This is a genomic window from Micromonospora sp. NPDC000089 (genome assembly GCF_042899365.1).
Lineage (GTDB): Bacteria > Actinomycetota > Actinomycetes > Mycobacteriales > Micromonosporaceae > Micromonospora.
Map to the genome: position 1 here is coordinate 116,461 of NZ_JBIAZT010000007.1, position 22,935 is coordinate 139,395.

Genomic DNA, 22,935 nt, shown 5'->3' on the forward strand with positions numbered 1-22,935 from the left:
CACCTCGCGGGTCGGGAGGCGCGATCGTAACCGCGCGCCCCCCGATCCGTCCGCCCCGCTCCCGCCCCCGGTTCAGCCGAACATCTGGCCGATCCGGATCTTGTTGCCGAACGGGTCACGGATGCCGAAGTCGATCCCGTACGGGCGTTCGGTCGGCTCGTCGTAGGCCTCCACACCCTTCGCGATCAGGTCGTCGTAGGCCTTCCGGGCGTCGTCGGTGGTCATGAAGAGGTGGCCACTGAGCGCGCCCTTGGTGAGCAGCTCCCGGACCTGCTCGGCGGTGGCCGGGTCCAGCGCCGGCGGGCCGGGCTTCTCCAGCAGGATCTCCCGTCCCGGGTCGCCGGGCAGGTGCACCGTGAGCCAGCGCATGAAGCCGAGATCCTGATCGGTGGCGACCTGCATGCCGAGCTTGCCGACATAGAAGTCGAGGGCCTCGTCCTGGTCGAGCACGTAGATCTGGGAGCGGCTGATCGTGTTCATCGTCATGCCAGAAACGGTACGGGCCACCCCTGACCTGCTGCTTATCCAAAACTGCTGGGCCTGGTCCAGCTCTTGACGAAGCAGCTCGGCACCGGCGCGGCCGACGGGGAGCGCCGCTTGCGGAAGTCGCTGGGCGACTCGCCGACGATCTGCCGGAAGGTCCTGCTGAACGACCCCAGGCTGGAGAAGCCGACCGCGAAGCAGATGTCGGTGACGTCCCGCTCGCTCTCGATCAGCATCGACATCGCCCGCTCCACCCGCCGCCGCTGCAGGTAGCGGTGCGGCGTCTCGCCGAAGGTGGCCCGGAACGTCCGGATGAAGTGCGCCTCGGAGACGAGGGCGATCCGGGCCAGCGCCGGAATGTCCAGCGGATCGGCGTACGCCCGGTCCATCGCGTCCCGGGCGCGCAGCATCGCCCGGTTCGACTCCTCCACCGCACGGCTCATCGCGCCCTCCGACCCCCGTCGTCCGGCCAGTAGCGTAGGCCAGTTCCGCCGCCGGAGGGGGCACGCCGCCACCCCCTGCGCGGGTTTGTACGCCTGGCCGCCTACTGTGATTAACCGGCGGGCCGCCAGGGGCACCTAACGTGGGCCCGTTCCGCACCGATTCGTCCCCCAGCCCGGATGAGCAGGTCTTATGTCTCCCACTCCCGACGTCAGCGTGGTCATCCCGACCTTCGCCCGACCGCCGCTGGTGACGCGCGCCGTCCGCAGTGCGCTCGCGCAGACGATGACCGATCTCGAGGTCGTCGTGGTGATCGACGGCCCGGATCCGGCGACCCGGGAGGCGTTGGCGCAGGTCGACGACGCGCGACTGCGGGTGGTGGAGCTGCCGGAGCAGGGCGGCGCGCCGAACGCCCGCAACGCGGGAGTGCTCGAGGCCCGGGCGCCGTGGGTGGCCTTCCTCGACGACGACGACGAGTGGCTGCCGCACAAGCTGGCCGTTCAGCTGGAGGTGGCCCGGGGCGCCGGGGCCCGGCTGCCGATCGTGGCCAGCCGGCTGTTCAACAAGACCCCCCGGGCCGAGTTCGTGATGCCCCGCCGGCTGCCCGAGCCGGGCGAGCCGATCTCCGAGTACCTCACGGTCCGACGCGGCCTGTTCCACGGTGACGGGTTCATCCAGACCTCGACGATCATGGCGCCGACCGAGCTGATGCGCCGGGTGCCGTTCACCGTCGGGCTGCGCCGGCAGCAGGAGCTGGACTGGACGCTGCGGGCGCTGGACCACGACGACGTCGAGCTGCTCTTCGCCGACGAGCCGCTGGTGCTCTGGTGGCAGGACGAGGACCGCCCCCGGATCAGCCTCAACTCGCCCTGGGAGGCGCAGCTGGAGTGGCTCCAGGCCAGCCGCCGGCTGGTCACCCCGAAGGCGTACGCGGCGATCACGATGAGCATCATCAGCTCGATGGCGGCGCCCACCCGCAGCCCCCGGGTGTTCCGGCAGCTGCTCGACGAGGCGCGCCGGCACGGCCGGCCGAGCGCCGTGGACTACCTGACCTACCTGCAGATCTGGCTGATCCCGCCGGGGCTGCGGCACAGCCTGCGCGACAAGATCCTCGGCCGCCGCAGCGGCGCCGCAGCACCAGCCGAGACCGCGCCGGCCGCGCCCGCACCCGCGCCGGCCCAGCCGGTCGTCCGGGTGGAACAGCCCACTACCGATACGCCCACCACCGCGACGAACTCCGGGACCGATGTCCGGCGGTAGGGTCGCGGTGATCTGGCGCAGCACGCTGCTGCCCGGGTCCGAGACCTTCGTGCGCAATCAGGGCGACGCGCTGCCGTCCTGGCGGCCGGTCTACCTCGGCGCGGTCAAGGTCGCCTCGCCACTCGCCCGGGACACCGACGTCATCGTCTGCCCGGCCACTCCGCGCGGCCGGCAGGACTGGCGCCTGCTGCGGCTAACCGGCGGTTCCCCCCGACTGCGGCGGCTGCTGGCCCGGCTCCGGCCGGCCGTGGTGCACGCCCACTTCGGCGGGGACGGGTGGCTGGTCAGCCGGGCGGCGGCGCAGCTCGGCGTACCGCTGGTGATCACCCTGCACGGCCTGGACGTGACCCGGCAGGCCGCCGCGCCCGGCCTGCGCGGCGCCCGGCACCGGCGCAACCTGCGGACCGCCTTCGACCGGGCCTCGGTGATCATCGCGGTCTCCGAGTTCATCCGGGACCGGGCCCTCGCCCTCGGCGCCGACCCGGCCAAGGTACGGGTCCACCACACCGGGGTGCCGATCCCGCCGCCGCCCGAGGCGGTGGAGAAGCGCTGGGACGTCGTCTTCGTCGGCCGGTTCGTGGAGAAGAAGGGCGTCGACGACCTGATCGAGGCGGCGGCGCTGCTGCCCGACGTCCGCCCGCGCATCCTGCTGATCGGCACCGGCCCGCTGGAGCCGGCCATGCGGGACCTCGCCGACCGGCTGGGCGTGGACGCGACCTTCCTCGGCGCCCAGGAGCCGGCGGCGGTGCTACGCCACATGGCCGGGTCGAGGGTGCTCGCCGCGCCCTCGAAGACCGCCTCGGACGGCGACACCGAGGGGTTGCCGACCACCATCCTGGAGGGCGCCAGCCTCGGCCTGCCGGTGCTGGCCACCCGCCACAGCGGCATCCCCGAGGCGGTCGAGCACGAGGTCACCGGGCTGCTCTGCGCGGAGGGCGACCGCGCCGCGCTGGCCGGGAACCTGCGGCGGCTGCTGACCGACGACGCGCTGCGCGAGCGGCTGGGCGGCCAGGCCCGCCGGCACGTCGAGACCCACTTCGACCTGCGTACCCAGACCCGCCTGCTGGAGGAGCTCTACGAGAGCCTGGCCGCCGGCGACCGCGAGCCGGCGAAGGACGCCCCTACCGGCGCCTGACCCCGACGGCGGCGCGCCGGCGTTACGGCGCGCCGGGTCAGGCCCTCCGCGGCGTCACCCGAGCCGGGCGACGCCGCGAGGCGTCAGTCGTCGGAGCGCATCCGGCGGACGGCGGCTCGGGCCGTCCGGCGGGCGGTGCGGGCCCCGGCCAGCAGCACCTTGCCGGCCCGGGCGGTCGGGGTGCCACTGAGCAGCGCGACGATCCGCCGGGCCCGCTTCAGCGCCTCCTCCCGCTCGGTGAGGGTCCGCTCGTACCACTGCTGCTTGGCCCGGGCCTCGGCCAGCTCGCGGGTCAGCACGTCCCGCTCGACCAGCAGCTCCCGGTAGGCCCGCGCGGCCGGCCGGTCCGGCTCGTCGGCGGCGGCCGGCGGCACCGGCTCGGCGCCCCGCCCGGCCACGACGGCCAGGGTCTGCGCGAGCTCGCCCGGCAGCGCCGGGGAGGGCCACAGGTGGGCCAGGCCGCCGTCGATCATGCGCCCGGCGAGCCGGCGCAACGCCGCCATCGGCTCGCCGGCAGGGGCGACCGCCTCCGGCGTGCCGGCCGGCCCGACCACCACCCGGTCCGCCGGCACGCCGGCGTGCGGGCCGGCCTGCCAACCGCCGAGCAGCTCGCGCACCACCGGCAGGTCCCGGCGCAGTGCGGCGGCCAGCAGCAGGTCCTCGAGGGTACGCCCGGACGGCACCGGGGTGACCCGGTCCACCTCGTGCCGCACCCAGCCGCCGGCCGGGTCGGCGCTGACCTCGACGTGCCCGGCGCCGGCGGCGAGCAGCGCCTCGGGCAGCTCGTCGGCCGGTCGTCCCACCCCGGGGGCGGCCACGCCGGCACGGTCGGTGCCGCTGCCGCCGGCACGGTCGGCGGCGCTGCCGCCGGTACGGTCGGCGTCGAGCGAGTCGGCGACCAGGATCCAGGCGGGGGCGAGGTCGGTCGCGGCGCCGTGCCGCAGCGCGCCGCTCAGCAGCCGGTCCGGGTCGGTCAACACGGTGTCGGTCGGGGCGCAGACCGGCCCCAGGGTGGCCTGGAGGTAGCCGAGCACCGACTCGTCGGCCAGCAGGTCCGGGCCGAGCAGCGCGGCCGGCGCGACCGGGGACGGCCAGCCGGTGTACGCCCGCACCGGGGTGAAACCGGCCCGGGTCAGCGTGGCGAGCACCCGGGGGAGCCCGGCCGGCCGGGTGGGGTCGTACTCGCCCGGGTCGGCCCAGTCCGAGTCCGTCGGCTCCGGCGGCAGCGCGACCAGCCGGTGCAGGCCGAGGTGGTTCTCCACCGCCAGCAGCAGCCGGCCCCCGGGGCGTACCGCCGCCGCCAGCAGCGCGAACGTCTCGCCCCAGGGCAGCTCGGCGCCCTCGGTGGAGCAGAGCCGGCCGAGCCCGTCCAGCGCGATCACGGTGTCGAAGGGGGGCTCGCCGGTCAGCTCCTCCGGGCCGCCGCACCACACGGTCACCTTCGGCCGGGCGGCGGCCAGCGCCTCCGCGTCGGGCACCCCGCGGACCAGCACGGTCAGGTCGTCGACCGGCACCGCGTCCACCAGGGCCGGGTCCAGCGGGCCGACGACCAGCGTCCGCCCGGTGGCGGTGGCCAGCAGGGGGACGAGCACCGCGCCGCGTACCGGGCCGGGCCCGTGTGCGCCGTCGAGGTCCGACCAGACCTGCATCGCCCCGCCGGTCAGTCGCAGGTTCACCGGATCTCCTCGGGCAGGACGGCGGCCGAGGGCCGCGGATCGGGCAGAGCGCCGACGGCCGAGGGCCGCGGGTCGGGCTGGGCGGTGGCGGCCGGCGGCCGCGGGTCGGGCTGGGCGGTGGCGGCCGGCGGCGACGGGTCGGGCTGGGCGGTGGCGGCCGGCGGCGACGGGTCGGGCCAGCGGAACAGCAGACGCAGCTCCGCCGGGGTGAGCAGCCGGTCGGCGCCCAGCTCGGCCACCGCCACCTCGCGGGCGAGCACCGGGTCGACGTCCGGGCCGTGCAGCTGCGCCCACTGCCGGCGGATCCGGGGGGCGCCACCCCAGATCGGCTTCTCGCCCTCGAGCTGCATCGGGTCGCCGTAGACGGCCGGCTCGCAGCCGGCGAGGATGCCGTAGAAGACCGCGCTGCACAGCCGGTTCGACGCCACCCGCCGGTACTTGCGCTGCTCGGCGAGCTGGCGGCGGAGGAAGTCCGGGTCGAGGTTCTCCCAGCGGCCACCTCGGAAACCGTGACAGATCACCCGGAACCCGGCGTTCTCGTAGCGCTGCCGGACTCGCTTCTCGCCGAACTCCTGCCAGTAGAGGCAGACCGTGACCGGGCCGGGCTCGGTGGCCCGGATCTCGGCGATCAGCCGCTCGTGGTCGCCCACCACGTGCTGGCCCTCCCAGCCGTGGAAGGGGTAGTAGATGGTGCCCTCCCGGGGCCGCGCCGGCTCCGGTTCGGGCTCCGAGGCCACCAGGTACGCCCACGGCGCGCCCACCACGTACGTCTGCCGGCGGCCCAGCGACCAGGCCCGCCTGCGGGTCCGCTCGGACCAGAGGAAGAGCGGGGTGCCCGCGACGAACTCGTGGTCCGCGGCCATGCCGTCGCCGATGTTCCAGCCGTGCTGCAGGTAACCGTGGATGCGGGGCGGCTCGCGATCGTCGAGGCCGCAGTAGCGGGCCAGGACGTGCGAGTGACCGTAGTAGTGGTTGGCGTGGTGCACGGCAGCAGGAACCGTCCCTCGGCACAGCGGCGGGTGGAGGCGGAGCCTAGCCCCCGGAGGTGAACGACCCACGATCGGCCGCCCGGTCCAGCATATCCGCGCCCCGGACGACCGGCCCTCGGCGCGGCGCCCCGGCGGCGGTCAGCCGGCCCGGTCGGGCGTACGCCGTGCGGGTCGGGACCTCGCTGCCGCCCATCGGAACTCCTCACCGCGCCGACCGGCGCTCCCGAGCCGCCATCCCGGACAGCATGGCAGCCACCGGTCGGCGGCGCTGTCCCGCCCGCCCGCCGCCCGCAGCCCGCCGGGTTCCCGCTCGGGGGCGGCGCGGGTGGATCCCCGTACCGTCGGCGCCGCTCCGGCGGCAATCCGGTTGCGCGGCCGGCGCGCGGACTGCGACGCTCCGCCGGTGATCGACAAGCCGCGGATCGACGAGCGGTTGCTGGCCGCCGAGGTGGCCGCCGCCTGGGCCGTGGACATCGCCGACCTGGTTTTCCTGCCGGTCGGGCTCGACGGGCAGGCCTGGGCGTACCGGGTGGACACGGCCGACGGCGGGCGCTTCTTCCTGAAGCTGCGCCGCGGCCGGTTCACCCGGGCGGCCGTCCTGCTGCCCGGCTTCCTCCGTGCGCGCGGCGTCCGGCAGGTGGTGGCGCCGATCGACCTGCCGGACGGCGGCGCCGCCCACCGGTGGGGGGAGCACGAGCTGCTGCTCTACCCGTTCCACGACGGCGGCAGCCGGTGGAGCGGCGGCCTGACCGACCGCCAATGGATCGAGTACGGCGAGTTCCTGGGTCGCCTGCACGCGGTGCTGCCGAGCGCCGACGTCGCCGCCGTCCTGCCCGTCGAGACGTACCGGTCGACCGCCGGCGACCGGCTGCGGACCCTCGGTGGGCAGGCCGCGGCGAGCGAGGCCCTCGGCGATTTCTGGAACCGGTACGGCGCCGTCCTGCATCAGTTGTCGGACACCGTGGACGAGCTGGCCTCCCGCGTGACGCCCGTCGAGCACGTCATCTGCCACGCCGACATCCACCCCGGCAACCTGATCGCCGACGGCGACGGCCCGCTGCACGCCGTGGACTGGGACGCGCCGATCCTCGCGCCACGCGAGCGGGACCTGATGTTCGTCCACAGCGGAGACTTCGGCGACCACCCGATCGACGCCCGACGCGCCGCGCTCTTCCGCCGGGGCTACGGGCCGCGCGAACCGGACCAGATCCTGCTGCGCTACTACCGCGACGAGCGGCGCCTCGACGACGTGGCCGCGTTCCTCGACAGCATCCTCGACCCCGAGGCCGGCCCGGAGGCCAGCCGCAACGACCTGCACTGGCTCACCCGCATCGCCGAGACCGTCGCCGCCGACGGCCGTCCGTAGCATGCGCAGCTTCGACTTCTTCGGCGTTGACTACAGCTCACCCCGCGCCTTGCGCGCAACCAGCTCCGACACCGCGATAACCGTGCCGGCGCCCACGATCTCACCCCGGGAGACAAGCTCTCGCGCTTCTTCCAGCGGAATCCACGCCACCCGCTCCGCCTCGTTCACATCCGTTGGAGCGCCGATGTACTCGGCCTCCCGCGCCAGGAACAGCAGATTCTCCGCATCCGCCGTCGCCACCCACGGCTGGAACGACAGCAGCGGCTCCACCGGTCCCGGGCGCCAGCCGGTTTCCTCCTCGACCTCGCGGACGGCGCACACCGCGGGCTGCTCATCGCCGTCGACGTAACCACCGGGCAACTCCCACACCCACCGGTCGAACACGAACCGGTGCCTCCGCATCAGCAGCAGCCGCTCTTGAGCGTCCAGCACGGCGACCAAGGCCGACCTGGGTGCTCGGATCACGTACTGCTCGAAGCGGACGCCGTCCGGTAGTTCCACATCGGCGATGCTCAGCCGCGCGCGCCGGCTCCCGTCCAGGACCCGCTCGCCGTGGATCGTCCATCGCGTCAGCCCGACACCCTTCTCTTCCGTCACTCGACCAGTATTCGGTCGCCGGGAGCTCACGGCGGGTCTCCCGGCTCGTTACGGTCGCCGCCCGGCATCCATGGGTGAGAGAGAGTCGACGCGTGGGGCTGGACAAGGAGTACGCGGCGCAGCTGGCCGAGACACGCCTGGGCTTTGGAGAACGACGAAGGGGCGCCGCAGGCGACGCCCCAACTTGTCCGTTCCTTTGCTCAATCAGCTGAGGGCAACCCGCTCGCCCTCGAAGTCAGCAATGATCTCCACGTTGCCCCCGAGAGCCTCGATGTAGCGCACAACAGTGCCGACCTCAGCCTTGGGCAACTCGCCGTTCTCGATCGCGGCGATGCGCGGCTGCGACACCTTCATACGGTCAGCAAGCTGCTGCTGGGTCAGGCCCCGGCGCTCCCGCATCTCGCGCAGGCGAGCGGCGCGGACCTCGCCACGCATCCGCTCCTTATGCTGCTCGACGGTGGTCTCGTTCAGGTCGGCGCGGGAGCGAACGTCCCGCCAGCTACGTGCCATCAGCGTTGTCCCTTCAGCTCTCGCAGGTGTTGGGCGAACCTCTGGTCCGCTTCGAGGATGCTGGTCTCGTACCAGCCCTTCCAGTTGCCGGCCTTGTCGCCCGCGACCAAGAGGATGGCCTCCCGCTGAGGGTCGAAGGCGAACAGGATCCGTATCTCCGTACTGCCCGCCGAGCCCGGCCGGAGCTCCTTCATGTTCTTGTAGTCGGAGCCCTTTACCTGGTCGACGAGGGGTCGCCCGAGCGCCGGGCCTTCCTCGGCGAGGAGGTCAACGGCCGCAGCCACTATAGACCCCGTAATACTCCTGGGTTATAACGAACATGTCCCTTGGTCTCGGAGCGAAGCGCCCGATGGAGCCAACCCGCCTCAGCCGGTGCTTCACCCGCAGTGAGTCTGCCGGCCGGTCAAGGTCACGCTCACGCGAACCTCGACGTGATGCGTCAAGCGCTCGGGAACATCGGCGGCCGGCTGTCGTGGCCCGTTGCTGTCGGCCGGGCGGCTCGCGGCAGTGACCGCCGCGAGACCTCCGCTTGAAATTGGAGCCCCCGGCCGGGATCGAACCGGCGACATCTCGCTTACAAGGCGAGTGCTCTGGCCAGCTGAGCTACAGGGGCGCGTGTGTCGACGTCAGCATAGCGACAGGCGTCCGGTTTTCCCGCCGGGCAGGGGTCCCGAGCATGGAAAACGTCGCCTTCCTGACCGGCCCGCCGGGGGTCGCCGCGGGCAGCCGGGGCAATTGATGCCCGCGCGTGCCCGACTGACCGATATGAGTATGCCGCCCGTCCCACCCCTCGTCTTCCGTCTTGGCACGGGTGGAAAAGCCGTTTACCGTGCAGTGACACGGACGACACCTTGATCGCCCGTGGGCCGGCACCGACGCGGTGCCGGCGGCTCCTTCACTCGGATCGTCCGGCACGTTCCTGCCGGTGAAAGGAAGCGCACCCTCATGGCTACGGTCACGTACGCGAAGGCCTCCCGGGTCTACCCGGGCACCGAGCGCCCCGCGGTGAACCAGCTCGACCTCCAGATCGGCGACGGGGAGTTCCTCGTCCTGGTCGGCCCGTCCGGTTGTGGTAAGTCCACCAGCCTGCGCATGCTCGCCGGCCTGGAGGACGTCGACGACGGCGCGATCTACATCGACGACCGGGACGTCACCCACCTGCCGCCGAAGGCCCGCGACATCGCGATGGTCTTCCAGAACTACGCCCTCTACCCGCACATGTCGGTGTACGAGAACATGGCGTTCGCGCTGAAGCTGCGCAAGACCTCCAAGGACGAGATCGACCGTCGGGTCAAGGAGGCGGCGAACCTCCTCCAGCTGGAGGATTACCTCTCCCGCAAGCCGAAGGCGCTCTCCGGTGGTCAGCGCCAGCGGGTCGCGATGGGCCGGGCGATCGTCCGCGAGCCGCAGGTCTTCCTCATGGACGAGCCGCTGTCGAACCTCGACGCCAAGCTCCGCGTGCAGACCCGTACCCAGATCGCCTCGCTGCAGGCCAAGCTGGGCATCACCACGGTCTACGTCACCCACGACCAGGTCGAGGCCATGACCATGGGTCACCGGGTGGCGGTCATGCTCGACGGCGTGCTCCAGCAGGTGGACACCCCGCGCGCGCTCTACGACACCCCGGCCAACGTCTTCGTCGCCGGCTTCATGGGCTCCCCCGCCATGAACATCAAGACCGTGCCGCTGACCGAGCAGGGCGCCGCCTTCGCCGAGATGTACATCCCGCTGACCCGGGAGCAGGTCGCGGCGGCCCGCAGCGAGGGTGGCGACGGCAAGGTGACCGTCGGCTTCCGTCCGGAGGACTGCGACCTGGTCAGCCCGAACGAGGGCGGCATGCCGGTCGTGGTCGAGCTGGTCGAGGACCTGGGCTCCGACGCCAACGTCTACGGCCACGCCGCGCTGGAGGGCCACGACGAGCGGTTCGTGGTCCGCACCGACAGGCGCACCATGCCGAACATGGGTGACACCGTGTTCGTCAAGCCGCGGACCAACACCCACATCTTCAACTCGGCCACCGGCCTGCGGATCTGACGTACGACGACGAAGGGGCGGCCCGCCGAAGCGGGCCGCCCCTTTTCGTGTCTGCGGTGTGGCTCAGGCCTCGGCGGCGCGGCGCCGGGCCACCTCGGCCAGGGTCACCGCGGCGGCGACGCTGGCGTTGAGCGACTCCACGTCGGACACCATCGGGATGCTGACGGTCAGGTCGCAGGTCTCGCCGACCAGCCGGGACAGCCCGCGACCCTCCGAGCCGACCACCACGACCAGCGGGCCGACGGCGGCCTCCAGGTCGTACAGGTCGGTCTCACCGTCGGCGTCCAGGCCGACCACCATGAAGCCGGCGTCCTGGCAGGCCTTCAGCGACCGGGTGAGGTTGGTGACCTGCGCGACCGGGACCCGCGCGGCCGCGCCGGCGCTGGTCCGCCAGGCGGTCGCGGTGATCCCGGCGGCCCGCCGCTCGGGTACGAAGACACCCTGCGCGCCGAACGCGGCGGCGGAGCGGATCACCGCGCCGAGGTTGCGCGGGTCGGTGACGCCGTCCAGCGCGACCAGCAGCGGGGCGCTCTGCTCGAGCGCGGCGGCGACCAGGTCCTCGAAGGGCTCGTAGGCGAAGGGCGGCACCTGGAGGCCGACGCCCTGGTGCAGCACCCCGCCGGTCATCCGGTCCAGCTCGTTCCGGCTGATCTCCAGGTTGGCCACGCCCCGGTCGGCGGCGGTCCGGATGATCTCCTTGACCCGATCGTCCATGTCGATGCCCTGGGCGGTGTAGAGCGCGGTCGCCGGCACCGCGGCGCGCAGCGCCTCCAGCACCGGGTTGCGCCCGACCAGCAGCTCGGGGCCGTCCTTCGACGGGTTGGACTTGCGGCCGGGGGCCACCCGCGGGCCGCGGGGGCCGGCGGGCTTGCCACCCCGGCCACCGGCGCCACCCCGGGTCGGGGCGACGCCCTTGGTGCCCTTGCCCCAGGTGGTGTCCTTGCTGCCGGGCTGACCGATCTTGGGGGCGCGCCCCTCCTCGGCCGCCGCGCGGCGCTCCTTGTCCTGCTTCCAGGCGGTGCGCTGGGGCAGCTTCTCGGTGCCCGAGTACGCCTTGTGCCAGGGCCGCTCGTCGGCCGGCAGGGTGCGGCCCCGGCCGGCGAGGGAGTCCTTGTTCTTGCCGCCGGAGCCCTTGGGGGCGCCCTGCTTCGGGGTCAGTCGCCGGCCACGGCGCTGCGAGTTGCCGGCCATCAGTCCTGCTCTCCAATAGTCCAACGGGGGCCCTGGGGGGTGTCCTCGACCACCACGCCGGCCTGCTTGAGCTGGTCACGTACGGCGTCCGCGGCGGCCCAGTCCTTGCGGCTGCGGGCCTGGGCGCGCTGCTGGAGGGCGAGCGCGATCAGGGAGTCCACCACACCGCGCAGGTCGCCGGAGCGGTCGCCGCCGGTCCAGGCCGGGTCCAGGGGGTCGACGCCGAGGATATCCAGCATCGCCCGGGTGGCGGCCAGAGTCGTGCGGACGGTCACATCGTCGCCCGCGGTCAGCGCGGTGTTGCCGTCCCGGACCGCCTCGTGCAGCACGGCCAGCGCGGCGGAGGTGTTCAGGTCGTCGTCCATCGCGGCGACGAAGCCGGCCGGCAGCTCACCGAGCTGCCCGGCGCCGACCCGCTCGACGGCCCGCTGCACGAAGCCCTCGATCCGCCGGTAGGCCACCGCCGCCTCGCGCAGCGCGTCCTCCGAGTAGTCGATCCGGGAGCGGTAGTGGGCGGCCGCGTAGTAGTAGCGCAGCTCGACCGGGCGCACCCCGAGCGAGGCGACGTAGTCGAGGCCCAGCGCGTTCCCCAGCGACTTGCCCATCTTGGCGCCGCCGATACTGAGCAGGCCGTGGTGCACCCAGTAGCGGGCGAACGGCAGGTCGGCCGCCTGGGACTGGGCGATCTCGTTCTCGTGGTGCGGGAAGGTCAGGTCGAGCCCGCCGCCGTGGATGTCGAACTCGGCGCCCAGGTAGCGCCAGCACATGGCCGAGCACTCGATGTGCCAGCCCGGCCGGCCCCGCCCCCAGGGCGAGGGCCAGTAGGCGTCGGCCGGCTCGTCCGGTTTGACGCCCTTCCACAGCGCGAAGTCCCGCGGGTCGCGCTTGCCCCGGTCGGGCGCGTCCCCGGCGGACTGCATGTCGGCCGGCGACTGGCCGGACAGCGACCCGTACGCCGGCCAGGACGCCACGTCGAAGTAGACGTCACCGGAGCCGTCGGTGGCGGGATAGGCGTACCCGGTCTCGATCAGCCGGGCGATCAGCTGGTGCATCTCCGGCACGTGCCCGGTGGCCCGCGGCTCGTACGTCGGCGGCAGCACGTTCAGCGCGCGGTACGACCCGGCGAGGATCTGCTCGTTGGCGTACGCGATGGACCAGAACGGCCGACCCTGCTCCTGCGCCTTGACCAGGATCTTGTCGTCGATGTCGGTGACGTTGCGGATGAAGGTGACCTCGAGACCGGCGGCGAGCAGCCAGCGGCGCAACACGTCGTAGTTCACGCCGGAGCGAAGGTGACCGATGTGCGGCGGAGCCTGCAGGGTGAGACCACACAGGTAGACCCCCACCTTGCCGGCTTCCCGCGGGACGAAGCCCCGCACCGATCGGGTGGCGGTGTCATACAGGCGTAGCGTCACCGTACAAGGGTAGCCGTCCATGCTTTCCGGGGTCCGCCGGAGCCGGGCCGTACGCTGCGTGCTGTGGACACGCCCGCGCGGACGGACGGCCCGGGCGGGCGGGGCCCGGCCGGCGAGACGTCCCAGACCCTCGACCGCGGCCTGCGCCTGCTGCACCTGGTCGCCGACGCGCCGGCCGGGCTGACCGTGACCGAGGCGGCGAACCGGCTCGGGGTGGGTCGGGCGGCGGTCTACCGGCTGGTCGGCGCCCTCGCCGGGCACGACATGCTGCGGCGGGACGCCGACGGCCGGCTGCGGCTGGGCGCGGGCGTGCTGCACCTGGCCCGGCGGGCGCAGCCGCTGCTGGCCGAGGGGGCGCTGCCCGCGCTGCGCCGGCTCGCCGAGCAGGCGGGCGCCACCGCGCACCTGACCGTGGTGGACGCCGGCGAGGGGATGGCACTGGCCGTGGTGGAGCCGAGCTGGACGTCGTTCCACGTGGCGTACCGGACCGGGGCCCGGCATCCGCTGGAGCGCGGTGCCGCCGGGCGGGCCATCCTGGCCGGCCGGGCGGGTGACCCGGGGCCGGTGAGCACCGCCGGTGAGCTGCAGTCCGGGGCGTACGGGGTGGCGGCCCCGGTGCTCGGGGTGCCGGGGCTGGAGGCGAGCGTCGGGGTGGTCGCCCTGGCCCCGCTGGAGCTGGCCACGGTCGGCCCCCAGGTGGCCGCCGCCGCCGAGGCGATCGCCGTCGCGCTGTCGTAGGACGCCGGCCGGGGTGGCCGTCACACGGACGGCCACCCCGGGTTCGGTCGGTGGTCAGGCGGGGGTGATCACGTTGATCGGGGTGGTGAACGCCGAGGCGCCCACCACGTTGACCGCCTGGATCCGGTAGAAGTACGAGGTGCCCCGGGCCCGGCCGGTGTCGGCGTAGGCCCGACTGGTCCCCGGCACCGTGATGGTGGTCAGGTTCGCGGTGAAGGTGATGTTGGTGGCCCGCTGGATGGTGAACGTGTCGACCACGCTGGCGGCGCTCTCCTGCCAGCTCAGGTTCACCGTGGCGGTGGCGCCGGCGGCGACCGCCGTGCCCTGGAAGTTCGTCGGCGTGGCCGGCGCGCTGCTGGTGGTGGTGACCGTGGCGGTGTTGGACCACGGCGAGGGGACGCCGTTGTAGATGGTCCGCACCCGGTAGTAGTAGGTGGTATTCGCCGCCACGGTGGTGTCGGTGTACGAGGTGCCCGCCGGCAGGGTGGTGGTGACCAGCCCGGCGGTGAAGGTCGGGTTGGTCGCCCGTTGCAGCTCGACGCTGGTGGCGAAGGACGTGTTGACCCAGGTCAGGTTGACTCGCAGCGGGCTGCCCGAGGCCTGGACGGCGGTCAGGTTGGTGGGCGCGGTCAGGTTGACCACCGCCGAGGCGGTGTTCGACCAGGCCGAGTACGCGACGGTGTTCTCCGTCCGCACCCGGTAGTAGTAGGTGACCCCCGGGACCACCGTGGTGTCGCCGAACCCGTTGGCGAAGCCGGCGAAGGTGAAGACGGTCAGGCCGGTGGTGAAGGCGGGGTCGGTGGCCCGTTGCAGGGTGACCTGGGTGGCCGCCGGCAGCCCTCCCGGGTTGTCCCAGTCCAGGATGATCGAGGGCCGCTCGGTCGCCGACCCGGGCCGTGGCGTGGCCCGCAGGTTGGTGGGCGCCTTCGGGGCCACGTTGATCACCATCGGGCGCATCATGTCGAAGTCCTCGTGGTCGACCATGTGGCAGTGCCAGACGTACTCCCAGCCGAAGTCGTAGGGCACGTTGGCCACCACCGCGGGGTTGCCGGTCTGCGGGTCGATCTGGGCGAAGCCGTTGGTGGTGCCGGGCACCTGGGTGGGGTCCAGCAGCCGGACGCTGTTGCCGATCTTGAAGGGCAGCGGGTTCGGGATGGCCGGCCGCATCGCGATGATGCAGTCCTCCAGCGGGTTCATCCGCACGGTCTCCTTCCACCCCACCTCGTTGGCGTCCGGCGGCTTGTAGACGCCGTCCCAGCCGACCCGGTTGATGAGTTGGACGTTGAAGTAGTGCCAGTGGATGAAGTGGGTGTCCACCCCGTTGTGGGTGACCTTCCACAGCTGGGTGCCGTCACCCGGCGAGCCGACCGGGGTGGCCAGGTTCGACATGGTGAGGATCTCGGTGGGCGGGTTGATGTAGGGCAGCGGGATGGTGGTCTGGATGAAGGCGCTGGTCTTGGGCAGCTCCACGCCCAGGTTGGTGAGGATCCGGCCGTACGTCGGGTCGAAGTCCTCGACGATCGCCTTGGGCCCGAGCGGCAGGGTGACCGGGCCGGTGCCGCCGATCGGTTCGAAGGTGATCTCGGTGTCCTGGATCGCCACGTAGGTGTTGTTCGGCGTGACGGTGCCGAAGGCCGCGTCGTACGCCTTCTCCGGCACGATCGGCTTGGGCTGGCTCTGCCCGTACGCCTGCGGCAGCCGGGTCTCCAGCCGGGCCAGGTCGAACGGCGCGGCCTGGGCGCCACCGACCTGGAACTGGGCGATGGTCCGGGTGTTCGGGCCGTAGCCGGGCAGCGTGGTCGGTGCGCCACCGGTGTCGGTCTGGTCCGGGTCGTCGGTGTAGTAGTCGTAGCGGGTGTCGTACGCCGGCATCGGCGCCGGGGCGTCGTTGTAGAGGATGATGTTGGTGCCGCTGGGCACCGAGGAGAAGTCGACGATCACGTCGGCCCGCTCGGCCGGCCCGAGCAGCAGCGAGTGGTCGGAGACGTTGAGCACGGTGATCGAGCGGCGGTCGTACTCGTAGTTGATCGGCTGCGGCGGGATGATCGCGACGTGCGGCAGCAGGCCGCCCTCGTTGCCGATCTGGATCCAGTCCGGGCCGCGGGCGTCGGGGTTGGGCACCCCGCCCTCCCGGCCGTCGGTGGGCCAGGTGGGTGGGAAGCCCGGGGTGGGGCAGGCCTCCACCATGTCCACCTCACCGGCGTCGCCGTTGAGCAGCTCACTGGTCGGCGACCACATCGCCCCGTTCGCCGCCGCGTAGTAGAGCTGCAGGTTGAGCGTCCGGTCGTTGCAGGCGTTGAGGATGCGGAACCGGTAGGCCTTCGGCTGGACCGGGATGATCGGATAGGTGTACCCGTTGATGAGCGGGGTGTCCTGGAACGCCTCGGGCGTGATGGACGGGGTCGGCGTGGCCGGCTGCACCGGCGGCTCCCAGGGCCGCAGCACCGGGTCGTAGTACGGGTTGGGTTCCGGGCCGAACTCGATGCCGGTGAACGGCGGCCAGAACCAGGGGCCGTAGTCCCAGCGACCCATCGGGTTGGCACCCGCGTCGTTGAACGGGTTCTGGTTGGGCATGTAGACGTGCGGTGCCCAGAGGCTGCCCTTGCCGCCCCAGTTGACGGTGTCCCAGGTGGGGTCCTCGGCCGCCAGCTGCGCCGGGTCGGGGACGAACGTCTTGTCCTGGATGATCATCGGGATCTGCTCGGCGGGGATCACCCCGTCGATGACCAGCTGCTGCTCGACCGGGTCCTCCAGAAGGAGGAAGCCGAGCTGACCGCTGTAGACGGTCAGGTGGGTGGTGCCCTCGGTGTGGTCGTGGAACCACATCATCCGCGCGCTCTGCTGCATCGGGAAGTAGAGCGTGACCGCGCCGGGGCCCGGGTCGGGCATGTCCGGCACGTTGGCGAAGCTGGCGCCCTTCGGGTACGAGGTGACCTCGCCGGCGGGGGTGAACCACTGCAGCGGCGTGCCGTCGCTGATCCAAGGGGTTTCCGAGCCATGCAGGTGCATCACCGCCCGGTTCTGGGTGTAGAGCTCGGTGGGGCTCAGCGGCCCGGTGCCGGCGCCGCCGATGGTGGTGTCGACCGGCAGGAAGAGGTTGCCGGCCGGGCCGGTGGGCAGCTGGTTGACCAGCTTGATCCGGATCGGACGGTTCCGCTTCGCGAAGATCACCGGGCCGCAGTAGAACGGCCGGGCCGGCGGCGCGACCGTGTTGTGGCCGGACAGGTCGGTGCCGTTGTTGAGCTGCTTGTAGCCGCGCAGCCGGGTCGCCGGCAGGCTCGAGCTCAGCCGCTGGGTGTACTGCTGGATGCCGATCTCGTAGTAGTCGGACCCGGGGTAGGTGATGGTGTCCGGCACCGCCCGCGGAATGTAGTTGCCCAGGCCGTTGGCGTTGGTGGGGCCGATCCCGGGCAGCCCGTCGACGAACTTCCGGATGCCGGTGTTCGGCTGCACGACTCCGCCGACCACGACCGGCAGCGGGCTGTTGGCGTAGTTGGGTACGAGTCCGAAGTAGTCCGGCGGGTCGCCGGGGCCGATGGCGGGCGCGGCGTCGGTGCCGGCCTGTCTCGGAATCGCGGTCCCCCTGGTGGTGGTCTCGTCCGACATGCTGGTTCCTCCCCGCGCGGACCGCCGACCGTCGCACCCTCCCCGGGCCACCGGCTCGCGCTAGCTGTAACTCTTCGTATTCAGCCAACAGCGCGCCGTTCAAGAACGACAGGGACTTTCGGCCGGCACATGCGCCCTGAGCAGCAGAAACGTCATTGGTCCCGAAGCGGACAGTGGGCCGGTGGGATTACCCATCGCGATGGTTGCCGGCGGGGGAAGCCGGCCTCGCGGGAAATGGCACGGGGCCCGGTCGACCGAGTCGACCGGGCCCCGTGGGGCGGTGCGTGCGTTACGGCTGGGCGTGCGGCCGCAGCGGGGTGGTCACCGCGGCGTACGCGTCGACGATGCCGTACCCGTAGAAGCCGTTGAAGTTCAGCGAGCCGGCGCAGTACGCGTCGAACTCGGCGGAACGGCCCTCGTTGGTGTAGCTCTGCAGGCGCGGCTCCGGGCAGGCGTGCTCGGCGGCCGTCCGGTAGAGGTGCTGCTCGACCAGGTCCGGGCTCATGCCGAACCCGTTGCGGCCCTGCTGCTTGCCGTACCGGCTGACGATCAGGGCGGTCACGCCGGCGGCGTGCGGCGACGCCATCGAGGTGCCCTGCAGGTACGTGTAGTACCCGCACTCACCCTTCTTGGTGCACTGCTTGAAGACCAGGTCCTCGTTGCCGGGAACGATGTTGCCGTCCTCGTCGACGGTGCCCTCCTCCTGCAGCACCTTCTTCGGGTACGTGGAGAGGATCTCGTTGCCGTTGGTCCGGTAGGTGTCGGTGCCGAAGCCGTCCCGGAACCAGCCACCCGGCGCGGCGACCGAGATCTGCTCGGTGCCGTAGTTCGAGTAGTCGGCCTTCTTGCCGGACGGGCCGACCGACGACACGCCGATCACGTGCGGGCCCTCGGTGGGCAGGTCCCAGCAGCTCTCGTTGTCGATCGGCCGCGGGTACGGGTCGGAGCCGTAGTCCGGGCTGGAGACGTCGGTGCGCGGCGCGCCCAGGTCCTCGTGGTTGTTGCCCAGCGCGCCGACCAGGGTGACGCCCTTACGGTGGGCGAACTCCAGGGCCCGCTTCATCGCCTTGATGATGGCCCGCTGCTCGGCCTGCGCCTCCGGCGAGTCGGCCGGGTTGGCGGTGCAGTTGTAGAGCCACGGGTCGACGTAGAACGACATGTTCACCACGTCGAGGCCGTTCCGGCCCGCGTACACCAGGGCGTTGACCACCGGGTCGAGGAAGAAGTAGCCGGAGTCCTGGCCACCCTTGAGCTCGACCAGGGAGACGTTCGGGGCGACGCCGGAGAGGCCGAAGCCGTTGGCGGCCGCGCCGATGGTGCCGGCGACGTGGGTGCCGTGACCGCCGTCGTCGGTGCCGACCGGGTCGAGGCAGCTGGGCACCTCGCACGCGCCGTCGATGTCGGTCAGGTCCGGGGCGAAGTTGCGCGACAGCGCCCAGTTGAAGTTCGGCGCGAGGTCGGGCTGGCTGGCGTCGACGCCGGTGTCCAGGATGCCGACGGTGACCCGCTTGTCGCCCGGCTCGACCTTGCGCGCCTTGTCGGCGCGGATCATCTCCAGGCCCCAGAGCTTGTCGTCCAACGGGTCGAGCTTCTTGCCCTTGGCGTTGCCCTTGCCCTTGGCGGCGGCCTTCGCCTGGGCGAGCAGGTGCTCCTGCTCGACCCGGTCGAGCTTGGGCTTGCGGCCGATGGCCTTCTGCTCAGTGGCCCCGAGCAGGGCGCCGGCGGCGGTCGCCCTGGCGGCGAAGTCCGCCCGGCCACTGCGCACCTGGAACATGCCGACGTCGTCGGTGCGGGACACCACGGTGCCGCCGGCGGCCCGGATCGCGGCGATCGCCGTCTCCGCCGACACGCCGTCCTCCGCGACCACGGTGAAGGTCCGGCTGCTGGTCGGCTGGGCGTTGGCCGGAGCCATCAATCCGGTCACCGTGAGTGCCAGGGTCGCCGCGGTCGCGACGGCCCCGACGGTGAAGCGCTTGCTCACCACATCAGATCCTCTCGTTGAGGGACGTGGCAGCCATCACACAGCACTGATGGATGTTTCGCCAGACGTGTGTCCGAATTGATGAGTTAAACGGCCTCGACCGGTGCGCTGGGAGCGCGGCCACACCGGACGGTGACCGTCATGCCAGGGCCGGCTCCTCCGCCCGCTCGGCGGCCCGGTCGGCGCGGGCCCCGCGCAGCTCGTCCAGCCGGACCAGGGCCACCCCGGCGACGATCAGTGCCCCGCCGAGCAGCTGCACCACGCTCGGCAACTCGCCGAGGAACAGCCAGGCGATGAGGACGGCGAACATCACCTCGGTCAGCCCGACGAACGAGGAGAGCCGGGCGCCGAGCACGCGTGCGGCCGCGATCCCGGTGAGGTACGCGACCACCGCGGCGATCAGCGACAGCCCGGCGATCGGCACCAGCCAGCTGGTGTGCCGGCCCGCGAACTCGACGGCGCCGAAGGTGGCCCGCAGCGGCAGCACCCCGACCAGCCCGAGCACGGCCAGCACGACGGCGCCCACGCCCATGCCGAAGCTGGCCAGGGTGACCGACGGCAGCGCCGGGTCGGCCCGGGCGGCCAGCACGAAGTAGCCGGCCAGACCGACGGCGGCGCCGAGGCCCCACAGCACGCCGGCCGGGTCGAGCCGGCCCGCGCCGGTGAGGTCCAGCACGAGAGCGAGCCCGGCCAGCGCCGTCACCGAGCCGACCACGGTGAGCCGGCGGGGGCGCTGCCCGTGCACCAGCCACAGCCAGCCGACCACCAGGACGATGCCGAGATATTCCAGCAGCAGCGCCACCCCGACCGGCAGGTAGCGGACGGCGTTGAAGAAGCACGCCTGGGCCACGGCGACGCCGAGCAGGCCGAAGACGCCGACCGGGCCGAGGTTACGGCGCAGCACCTCGACCCGGCCGCGCAGGGCCAGCGTCGCCGGCACCGCCAGCACCAGGGCGGCGACGCCGACCCGGGCGAGCACCACCGCCTCGGCCGACCAGCCGGCCCCGATCAACGAGCGGGCGAAGGTGCCGGAGGTGGCGAAGGTGACCGCGGACAGCAGGGCGAGGCCCAGGCCCGCCCCGGCGGGGGATCGTTGCGGCATCGGGCACTCCTCGCTGCGCCATTGGCAAAGTATGCTTACGGTCATGACCGTATCGGCCCCGGCTGACAGGAGTCAGGTTGCTCTTCGCTCATGACACGGAGTGCGGGCTGACCGCGGCCGCCGCCCTGGTCAACACCGACAGCGACGAGGGCGAGCTGCTGCCCGACGTGGCCGCCCTCGACGCCTTCCTGGTCGCCCACGGCTGGACCGGCCGGCACGAGCGGACCGAGGCCGAGCTGCGCGCGGTGCGCCGGCTGCGCCCCCGGCTGCGCCGGATCTGGCACGCCGACACCGACGAGGTGGTCGAGATCGTGAACGAGCTGCTACGCGACTCCCAGGCGCTGCCCCAGCTCATCCGGCACGACGACCAGCCGTACCACCTGCACGCCGTCCCCCGGGACGCCCCGCTGACCACCCGGATGGCGGTGGAGGCGGCGATGGCGATCGCCGACCTGGTCCGCGGCGACGAGCTGGCCCGACTGCGCCGCTGCGCGCACCCCGACTGCGACAACGTGCTGGTCGACCTGTCGAAGAACCGGTCCCGCCGGTTCTGCGAGGCGGGCTGCGGCAACCGGGCCGCGGTCAGCGCGTACCGGGCGCGGAAGGCGGCCGGTCGGTCCTGAGCAGCTCGTACTCCACCTCGCCGTGCTCGGTGCCCGGGATCGGGTCGGCGAAGTGCGGGTGGACCGTGCGCACGTGCCGCAGGCCCGCCTTCTCCATCACCCGCCGGGAGCCGGCGTTCACCGCCATCGTCTGCGCCCACACCCGCCGCACACCGACCGTGTCGAAGGCGTGCCGGACCAGCGCGCGGGAGCCCTCGGTGGCCAGCCCCCGCCCCCAGACCGCGCGGCGCAGCCGGTAACCCAGCTCCGCCTCCGTGCCGTCCTCGGACGGGTCCAACGCGAACCAGCCGACGAACCCACCGGTCGCCCGGTCCTCCGCCGCCCACCGGCCCAGCCCGGGGTGCCGGTCGTAGCCGGCCAGCAACCGGGGCAGCTGCTCGTCCCGGACGGTCGCGCGCGGGGTGGGCGCACCGCCGGTGAGGAAGCGCATCACCTCGGGGTCACCGTCCAGCTCGACCAGTCGGTCCTCGTCGGCGGCGGTGAAGCGGCGCAGCCGCAACCGGGCGGTCTCCAGCAGCACGTCGGCGGTCATGCCGGGGATCATCGCCGCCACCCGCCAGGCCGGCGACCGATTATCGCCGGCGGCGCGGTCGACCAGGGCGATCTCCGCGCCGGGCGGACCCGGTCACGCCGGTCGCGGCGGCGCGGCCACGAAGACCCGCCAGGTGTACGCGTCGAAGGTGAGCACCGGACCGGCCGGGTCCTTGCTGTCCCGCACCCCGACCACGCCCGGCAGATTGCTCGCCACCTCGACACACTGGTCGTTCGATCCGCTGCGTCGACTCTTGCGCCAGACCGCGCCGGTCAACTCCATGAATCCGCTACTTCCCTCAACCGATCGATCGACTCCTGCGGCGGCAGCGCCGCGCCGAGCGTAGCCTCCCAGGTCCGTTGCAGGCGTGCCAGATCGGCCGGGCGGTCCAGCTCCTGACCGCCGATCTGACCGCCGAGGAACGCCAGCTCCACCTCGCCTGGCAGGCTCGCCAGAATGAACGGGCCGTTCAGGCCGGGGTACTCCTCGGCGGAGCACGGCACAACGTGGAGCCGAACCTCGGGATGCTCGGTGGCCAGGCGGACGAGGTGCAGGACCTGGTCGTGCATGACCTTCCGGCCACCGACCCGTCGGCGCAGCACCGCCTCGTCCGTGACCACGACGAGTCGTAGCGGCCGCTCGGCGTACAGCACGGCCTGACTGTCCATCCTGTCGCCCAACCGCCGCTCGATCTCGTCCGGGCTGAGCAGCGGGTCGGATCGGAAGACTGCCCTGGCGTACTCCTCGGTCTGCAACAGCCCGGGAACGTGCAGCGGATCGAACCAGCGGAGCGCCCAGGCTCCGGCGAGGATCGCATGCCAACCGCGCAGCCAGACCTGGGCCTTGTCGAGGGCGACCAGGTCGGTGAGCATGCGGCCGAAGATGCCGCCGGTGTCCAGGGCGTTGTCGACCAGTTCCAGGTACTTGACCGTCGGCTGCTGCTGGCCGAGTTCGACGGCGCTGACCATCGACGCCGAATAGTTCACGGCCCTGGCCAGCTCGTCCTGGCTCCATCCCCGCCGGGTCCGGGCCCGGCGCAGCTCGGCGACCAGGAACGCCGCCGCCGTCATCCGACCGTCCGCCATCTCCAGCCGCCCTCCAGCTCGCCGTTGATCGACTCCAGGACCGCGCCGACCGACGGCCCGGAGAACGCAGGCCGTCTCGCACAGCGGCCGCGAAGCCTTCCGACGGTAACGGGAGGATCAGCAGACTGTGAAGTGCGACATCCGCCCGGCCATCCCTCCGGCCGCGCGGGG

The 22,935-nt window shown here is 72.6% G+C and carries 21 protein-coding genes, 1 tRNA gene and 1 pseudogene; 6 read left to right on the forward strand and 17 right to left on the reverse strand.

Annotation, left to right across the window (positions count from 1 at the left end; genetic code table 11):
• Nucleotides 1-72: 72 nt before the first annotated feature.
• Nucleotides 73-486 carry a VOC family protein gene (locus tag ACFY3U_RS15340; RefSeq protein ID WP_387201000.1) on the reverse strand — a complete coding sequence of 138 codons (414 nt, stop codon included), beginning with the start codon at nt 484-486 and terminating at the stop codon, nt 73-75.
• 35 nt (nt 487-521) lie between these two features.
• Nucleotides 522-926, reverse strand: coding sequence for a helix-turn-helix domain-containing protein (locus ACFY3U_RS15345; protein WP_387201003.1), 405 nt, complete (start codon nt 924-926; stop codon nt 522-524).
• Between the two features lie 190 nt (nt 927-1,116).
• On the opposite strand from ACFY3U_RS15345, the gene ACFY3U_RS15350 reads away from it, so the two are divergent.
• Together ACFY3U_RS15350 and ACFY3U_RS15355 are read left to right on the forward strand one after the other, a co-directional pair.
• On the forward strand, nt 1,117-2,184 hold the full coding sequence (locus ACFY3U_RS15350; RefSeq protein WP_387201005.1) for a glycosyltransferase family 2 protein: 1,068 nt from the start codon (nt 1,117-1,119) through the stop codon (nt 2,182-2,184).
• Complete coding sequence (locus ACFY3U_RS15355; RefSeq protein ID WP_387201009.1) at nt 2,171-3,319, forward strand: glycosyltransferase; 1,149 nt, start codon at nt 2,171-2,173, stop codon at nt 3,317-3,319. The genes ACFY3U_RS15350 and ACFY3U_RS15355 overlap by 14 nt, the downstream gene beginning before the upstream one ends.
• Before the next feature lie 83 nt (nt 3,320-3,402).
• On the opposite strand, the gene ACFY3U_RS15360 is transcribed toward ACFY3U_RS15355, so the two are convergent.
• The 3 genes and pseudogenes from ACFY3U_RS15360 to ACFY3U_RS15370 form a co-directional block, all read right to left on the reverse strand.
• Nucleotides 3,403-4,995: a hypothetical protein gene (locus ACFY3U_RS15360; RefSeq protein ID WP_387201011.1), complete on the reverse strand. Its 1,593-nt coding sequence runs from the start codon at nt 4,993-4,995 to the stop codon at nt 3,403-3,405.
• Between the two features lie 176 nt (nt 4,996-5,171).
• Nucleotides 5,172-5,981, reverse strand: a pseudogene (locus ACFY3U_RS15365) (hypothetical protein); the annotation flags it as partial.
• A 46-nt stretch (nt 5,982-6,027) separates the two neighbouring features.
• A complete protein-coding gene (locus ACFY3U_RS15370; protein WP_387201014.1) occupies nt 6,028-6,177 on the reverse strand; it encodes a hypothetical protein in 150 nt (49 codons plus the stop codon).
• Between the two features lie 210 nt (nt 6,178-6,387).
• On the opposite strand from ACFY3U_RS15370, the gene ACFY3U_RS15375 reads away from it, so the two are divergent.
• Nucleotides 6,388-7,350: a phosphotransferase enzyme family protein gene (locus tag ACFY3U_RS15375; RefSeq protein ID WP_387201017.1), complete on the forward strand. Its 963-nt coding sequence runs from the start codon at nt 6,388-6,390 to the stop codon at nt 7,348-7,350.
• 30 nt (nt 7,351-7,380) lie between these two features.
• Here the strand turns inward: ACFY3U_RS15375 and ACFY3U_RS15380 are convergent, their stop codons facing one another.
• The 4 genes from ACFY3U_RS15380 to ACFY3U_RS15395 form a co-directional block, all read right to left on the reverse strand.
• Nucleotides 7,381-7,947, reverse strand: coding sequence for an NUDIX hydrolase (locus ACFY3U_RS15380; RefSeq protein WP_387201020.1), 567 nt, complete (start codon nt 7,945-7,947; stop codon nt 7,381-7,383).
• A 204-nt stretch (nt 7,948-8,151) separates the two neighbouring features.
• Complete coding sequence (locus tag ACFY3U_RS15385; protein WP_387201023.1) at nt 8,152-8,457, reverse strand: helix-turn-helix domain-containing protein; 306 nt, start codon at nt 8,455-8,457, stop codon at nt 8,152-8,154.
• Nucleotides 8,457-8,741 (reverse strand): type II toxin-antitoxin system RelE/ParE family toxin, encoded by a 285-nt coding sequence (locus tag ACFY3U_RS15390; protein ID WP_387201026.1) that lies wholly within the window; start codon nt 8,739-8,741, stop codon nt 8,457-8,459. The genes ACFY3U_RS15385 and ACFY3U_RS15390 overlap by 1 nt, the downstream gene beginning before the upstream one ends.
• Before the next feature lie 252 nt (nt 8,742-8,993).
• A tRNA-Thr gene (locus ACFY3U_RS15395) sits at nt 8,994-9,070 on the reverse strand.
• A gap of 332 nt (nt 9,071-9,402) precedes the next feature.
• Between ACFY3U_RS15395 and ACFY3U_RS15400 the strand changes: the two genes are divergently transcribed.
• Nucleotides 9,403-10,491, forward strand: a complete 1,089-nt coding sequence (locus ACFY3U_RS15400) for an ABC transporter ATP-binding protein (RefSeq protein WP_387201029.1) — start codon at nt 9,403-9,405, stop codon at nt 10,489-10,491.
• 63 nt (nt 10,492-10,554) lie between these two features.
• Here ACFY3U_RS15400 and rlmB read toward each other — a convergent pair whose 3' ends face one another.
• Together rlmB and cysS are read right to left on the reverse strand one after the other, a co-directional pair.
• Nucleotides 10,555-11,682, reverse strand: coding sequence for a 23S rRNA (guanosine(2251)-2'-O)-methyltransferase RlmB (rlmB, locus tag ACFY3U_RS15405; RefSeq protein ID WP_387201031.1), 1,128 nt, complete (start codon nt 11,680-11,682; stop codon nt 10,555-10,557).
• Entirely contained in the window at nt 11,682-13,097 is a 1,416-nt protein-coding gene (gene cysS, locus ACFY3U_RS15410) for a cysteine--tRNA ligase (protein ID WP_387201034.1), read from the reverse strand. Before cysS ends, rlmB begins: the two co-directional genes overlap by 1 nt.
• Nucleotides 13,098-13,160: 63 nt before the next feature.
• Between cysS and ACFY3U_RS15415 the strand changes: the two genes are divergently transcribed.
• Entirely contained in the window at nt 13,161-13,835 is a 675-nt protein-coding gene (locus ACFY3U_RS15415; RefSeq protein ID WP_387201038.1) for an IclR family transcriptional regulator, read from the forward strand.
• 54 nt (nt 13,836-13,889) lie between these two features.
• Here the strand turns inward: ACFY3U_RS15415 and ACFY3U_RS15420 are convergent, their stop codons facing one another.
• The 3 genes from ACFY3U_RS15420 to ACFY3U_RS15430 all read right to left on the reverse strand — a co-directional run bounded on the left by ACFY3U_RS15420 (nt 13,890) and on the right by ACFY3U_RS15430 (nt 20,524).
• Complete coding sequence (locus ACFY3U_RS15420) at nt 13,890-17,441, reverse strand: hypothetical protein (protein WP_387201041.1); 3,552 nt, start codon at nt 17,439-17,441, stop codon at nt 13,890-13,892.
• A 289-nt stretch (nt 17,442-17,730) separates the two neighbouring features.
• Nucleotides 17,731-19,422 (reverse strand): S8 family serine peptidase, encoded by a 1,692-nt coding sequence (locus tag ACFY3U_RS15425; RefSeq protein ID WP_387201044.1) that lies wholly within the window; start codon nt 19,420-19,422, stop codon nt 17,731-17,733.
• Between the two features lie 139 nt (nt 19,423-19,561).
• Complete coding sequence (locus ACFY3U_RS15430) at nt 19,562-20,524, reverse strand: DMT family transporter (protein ID WP_387201047.1); 963 nt, start codon at nt 20,522-20,524, stop codon at nt 19,562-19,564.
• Between the two features lie 77 nt (nt 20,525-20,601).
• Between ACFY3U_RS15430 and ACFY3U_RS15435 the strand changes: the two genes are divergently transcribed.
• Nucleotides 20,602-21,147, forward strand: a complete 546-nt coding sequence (locus tag ACFY3U_RS15435) for a CGNR zinc finger domain-containing protein (protein ID WP_387201050.1) — start codon at nt 20,602-20,604, stop codon at nt 21,145-21,147.
• Here the strand turns inward: ACFY3U_RS15435 and ACFY3U_RS15440 are convergent.
• The 3 genes from ACFY3U_RS15440 to ACFY3U_RS15450 all read right to left on the reverse strand — a co-directional run bounded on the left by ACFY3U_RS15440 (nt 21,107) and on the right by ACFY3U_RS15450 (nt 22,764).
• On the reverse strand, nt 21,107-21,679 hold the full coding sequence (locus ACFY3U_RS15440; RefSeq protein ID WP_387201053.1) for a GNAT family N-acetyltransferase: 573 nt from the start codon (nt 21,677-21,679) through the stop codon (nt 21,107-21,109). The two genes, ACFY3U_RS15435 and ACFY3U_RS15440, sit on opposite strands and share 41 nt — an antisense overlap.
• A 93-nt stretch (nt 21,680-21,772) precedes the next feature.
• On the reverse strand, nt 21,773-21,961 hold the full coding sequence (locus ACFY3U_RS15445) for a DUF397 domain-containing protein (protein ID WP_387201056.1): 189 nt from the start codon (nt 21,959-21,961) through the stop codon (nt 21,773-21,775).
• Entirely contained in the window at nt 21,952-22,764 is an 813-nt protein-coding gene (locus ACFY3U_RS15450) for a Scr1 family TA system antitoxin-like transcriptional regulator (protein ID WP_387201059.1), read from the reverse strand. Before ACFY3U_RS15450 ends, ACFY3U_RS15445 begins: the two co-directional genes overlap by 10 nt.
• Nucleotides 22,765-22,935: the final 171 nt, after the last annotated feature.

What these genes read in the sequence shown, in the direction of transcription:
- ACFY3U_RS15420 (WP_387201041.1), bottom strand. Translation starts at nt 17,441, where the DNA reads ATGTCGGACGAGACCACCACCAGGGGGACCGCGATTCCGAGACAGGCC.
- ACFY3U_RS15355 (WP_387201009.1), top strand. Translation starts at nt 2,171, where the DNA reads ATGTCCGGCGGTAGGGTCGCGGTGATCTGGCGCAGCACGCTGCTGCCC.
- ACFY3U_RS15370 (WP_387201014.1), bottom strand. Translation starts at nt 6,177, where the DNA reads ATGGGCGGCAGCGAGGTCCCGACCCGCACGGCGTACGCCCGACCGGGC.
- ACFY3U_RS15340 (WP_387201000.1), bottom strand. Translation starts at nt 486, where the DNA reads ATGACGATGAACACGATCAGCCGCTCCCAGATCTACGTGCTCGACCAG.
- ACFY3U_RS15440 (WP_387201053.1), bottom strand. Translation starts at nt 21,679, where the DNA reads ATGACCGCCGACGTGCTGCTGGAGACCGCCCGGTTGCGGCTGCGCCGC.
- ACFY3U_RS15400 (WP_387201029.1), top strand. Translation starts at nt 9,403, where the DNA reads ATGGCTACGGTCACGTACGCGAAGGCCTCCCGGGTCTACCCGGGCACC.
- ACFY3U_RS15430 (WP_387201047.1), bottom strand. Translation starts at nt 20,524, where the DNA reads ATGCCGCAACGATCCCCCGCCGGGGCGGGCCTGGGCCTCGCCCTGCTG.
- ACFY3U_RS15345 (WP_387201003.1), bottom strand. Translation starts at nt 926, where the DNA reads ATGAGCCGTGCGGTGGAGGAGTCGAACCGGGCGATGCTGCGCGCCCGG.
- rlmB (WP_387201031.1), bottom strand. Translation starts at nt 11,682, where the DNA reads ATGGCCGGCAACTCGCAGCGCCGTGGCCGGCGACTGACCCCGAAGCAG.
- ACFY3U_RS15450 (WP_387201059.1), bottom strand. Translation starts at nt 22,764, where the DNA reads ATGGCGGACGGTCGGATGACGGCGGCGGCGTTCCTGGTCGCCGAGCTG.
- ACFY3U_RS15385 (WP_387201023.1), bottom strand. Translation starts at nt 8,457, where the DNA reads ATGGCACGTAGCTGGCGGGACGTTCGCTCCCGCGCCGACCTGAACGAG.
- ACFY3U_RS15445 (WP_387201056.1), bottom strand. Translation starts at nt 21,961, where the DNA reads ATGGAGTTGACCGGCGCGGTCTGGCGCAAGAGTCGACGCAGCGGATCG.
- ACFY3U_RS15350 (WP_387201005.1), top strand. Translation starts at nt 1,117, where the DNA reads ATGTCTCCCACTCCCGACGTCAGCGTGGTCATCCCGACCTTCGCCCGA.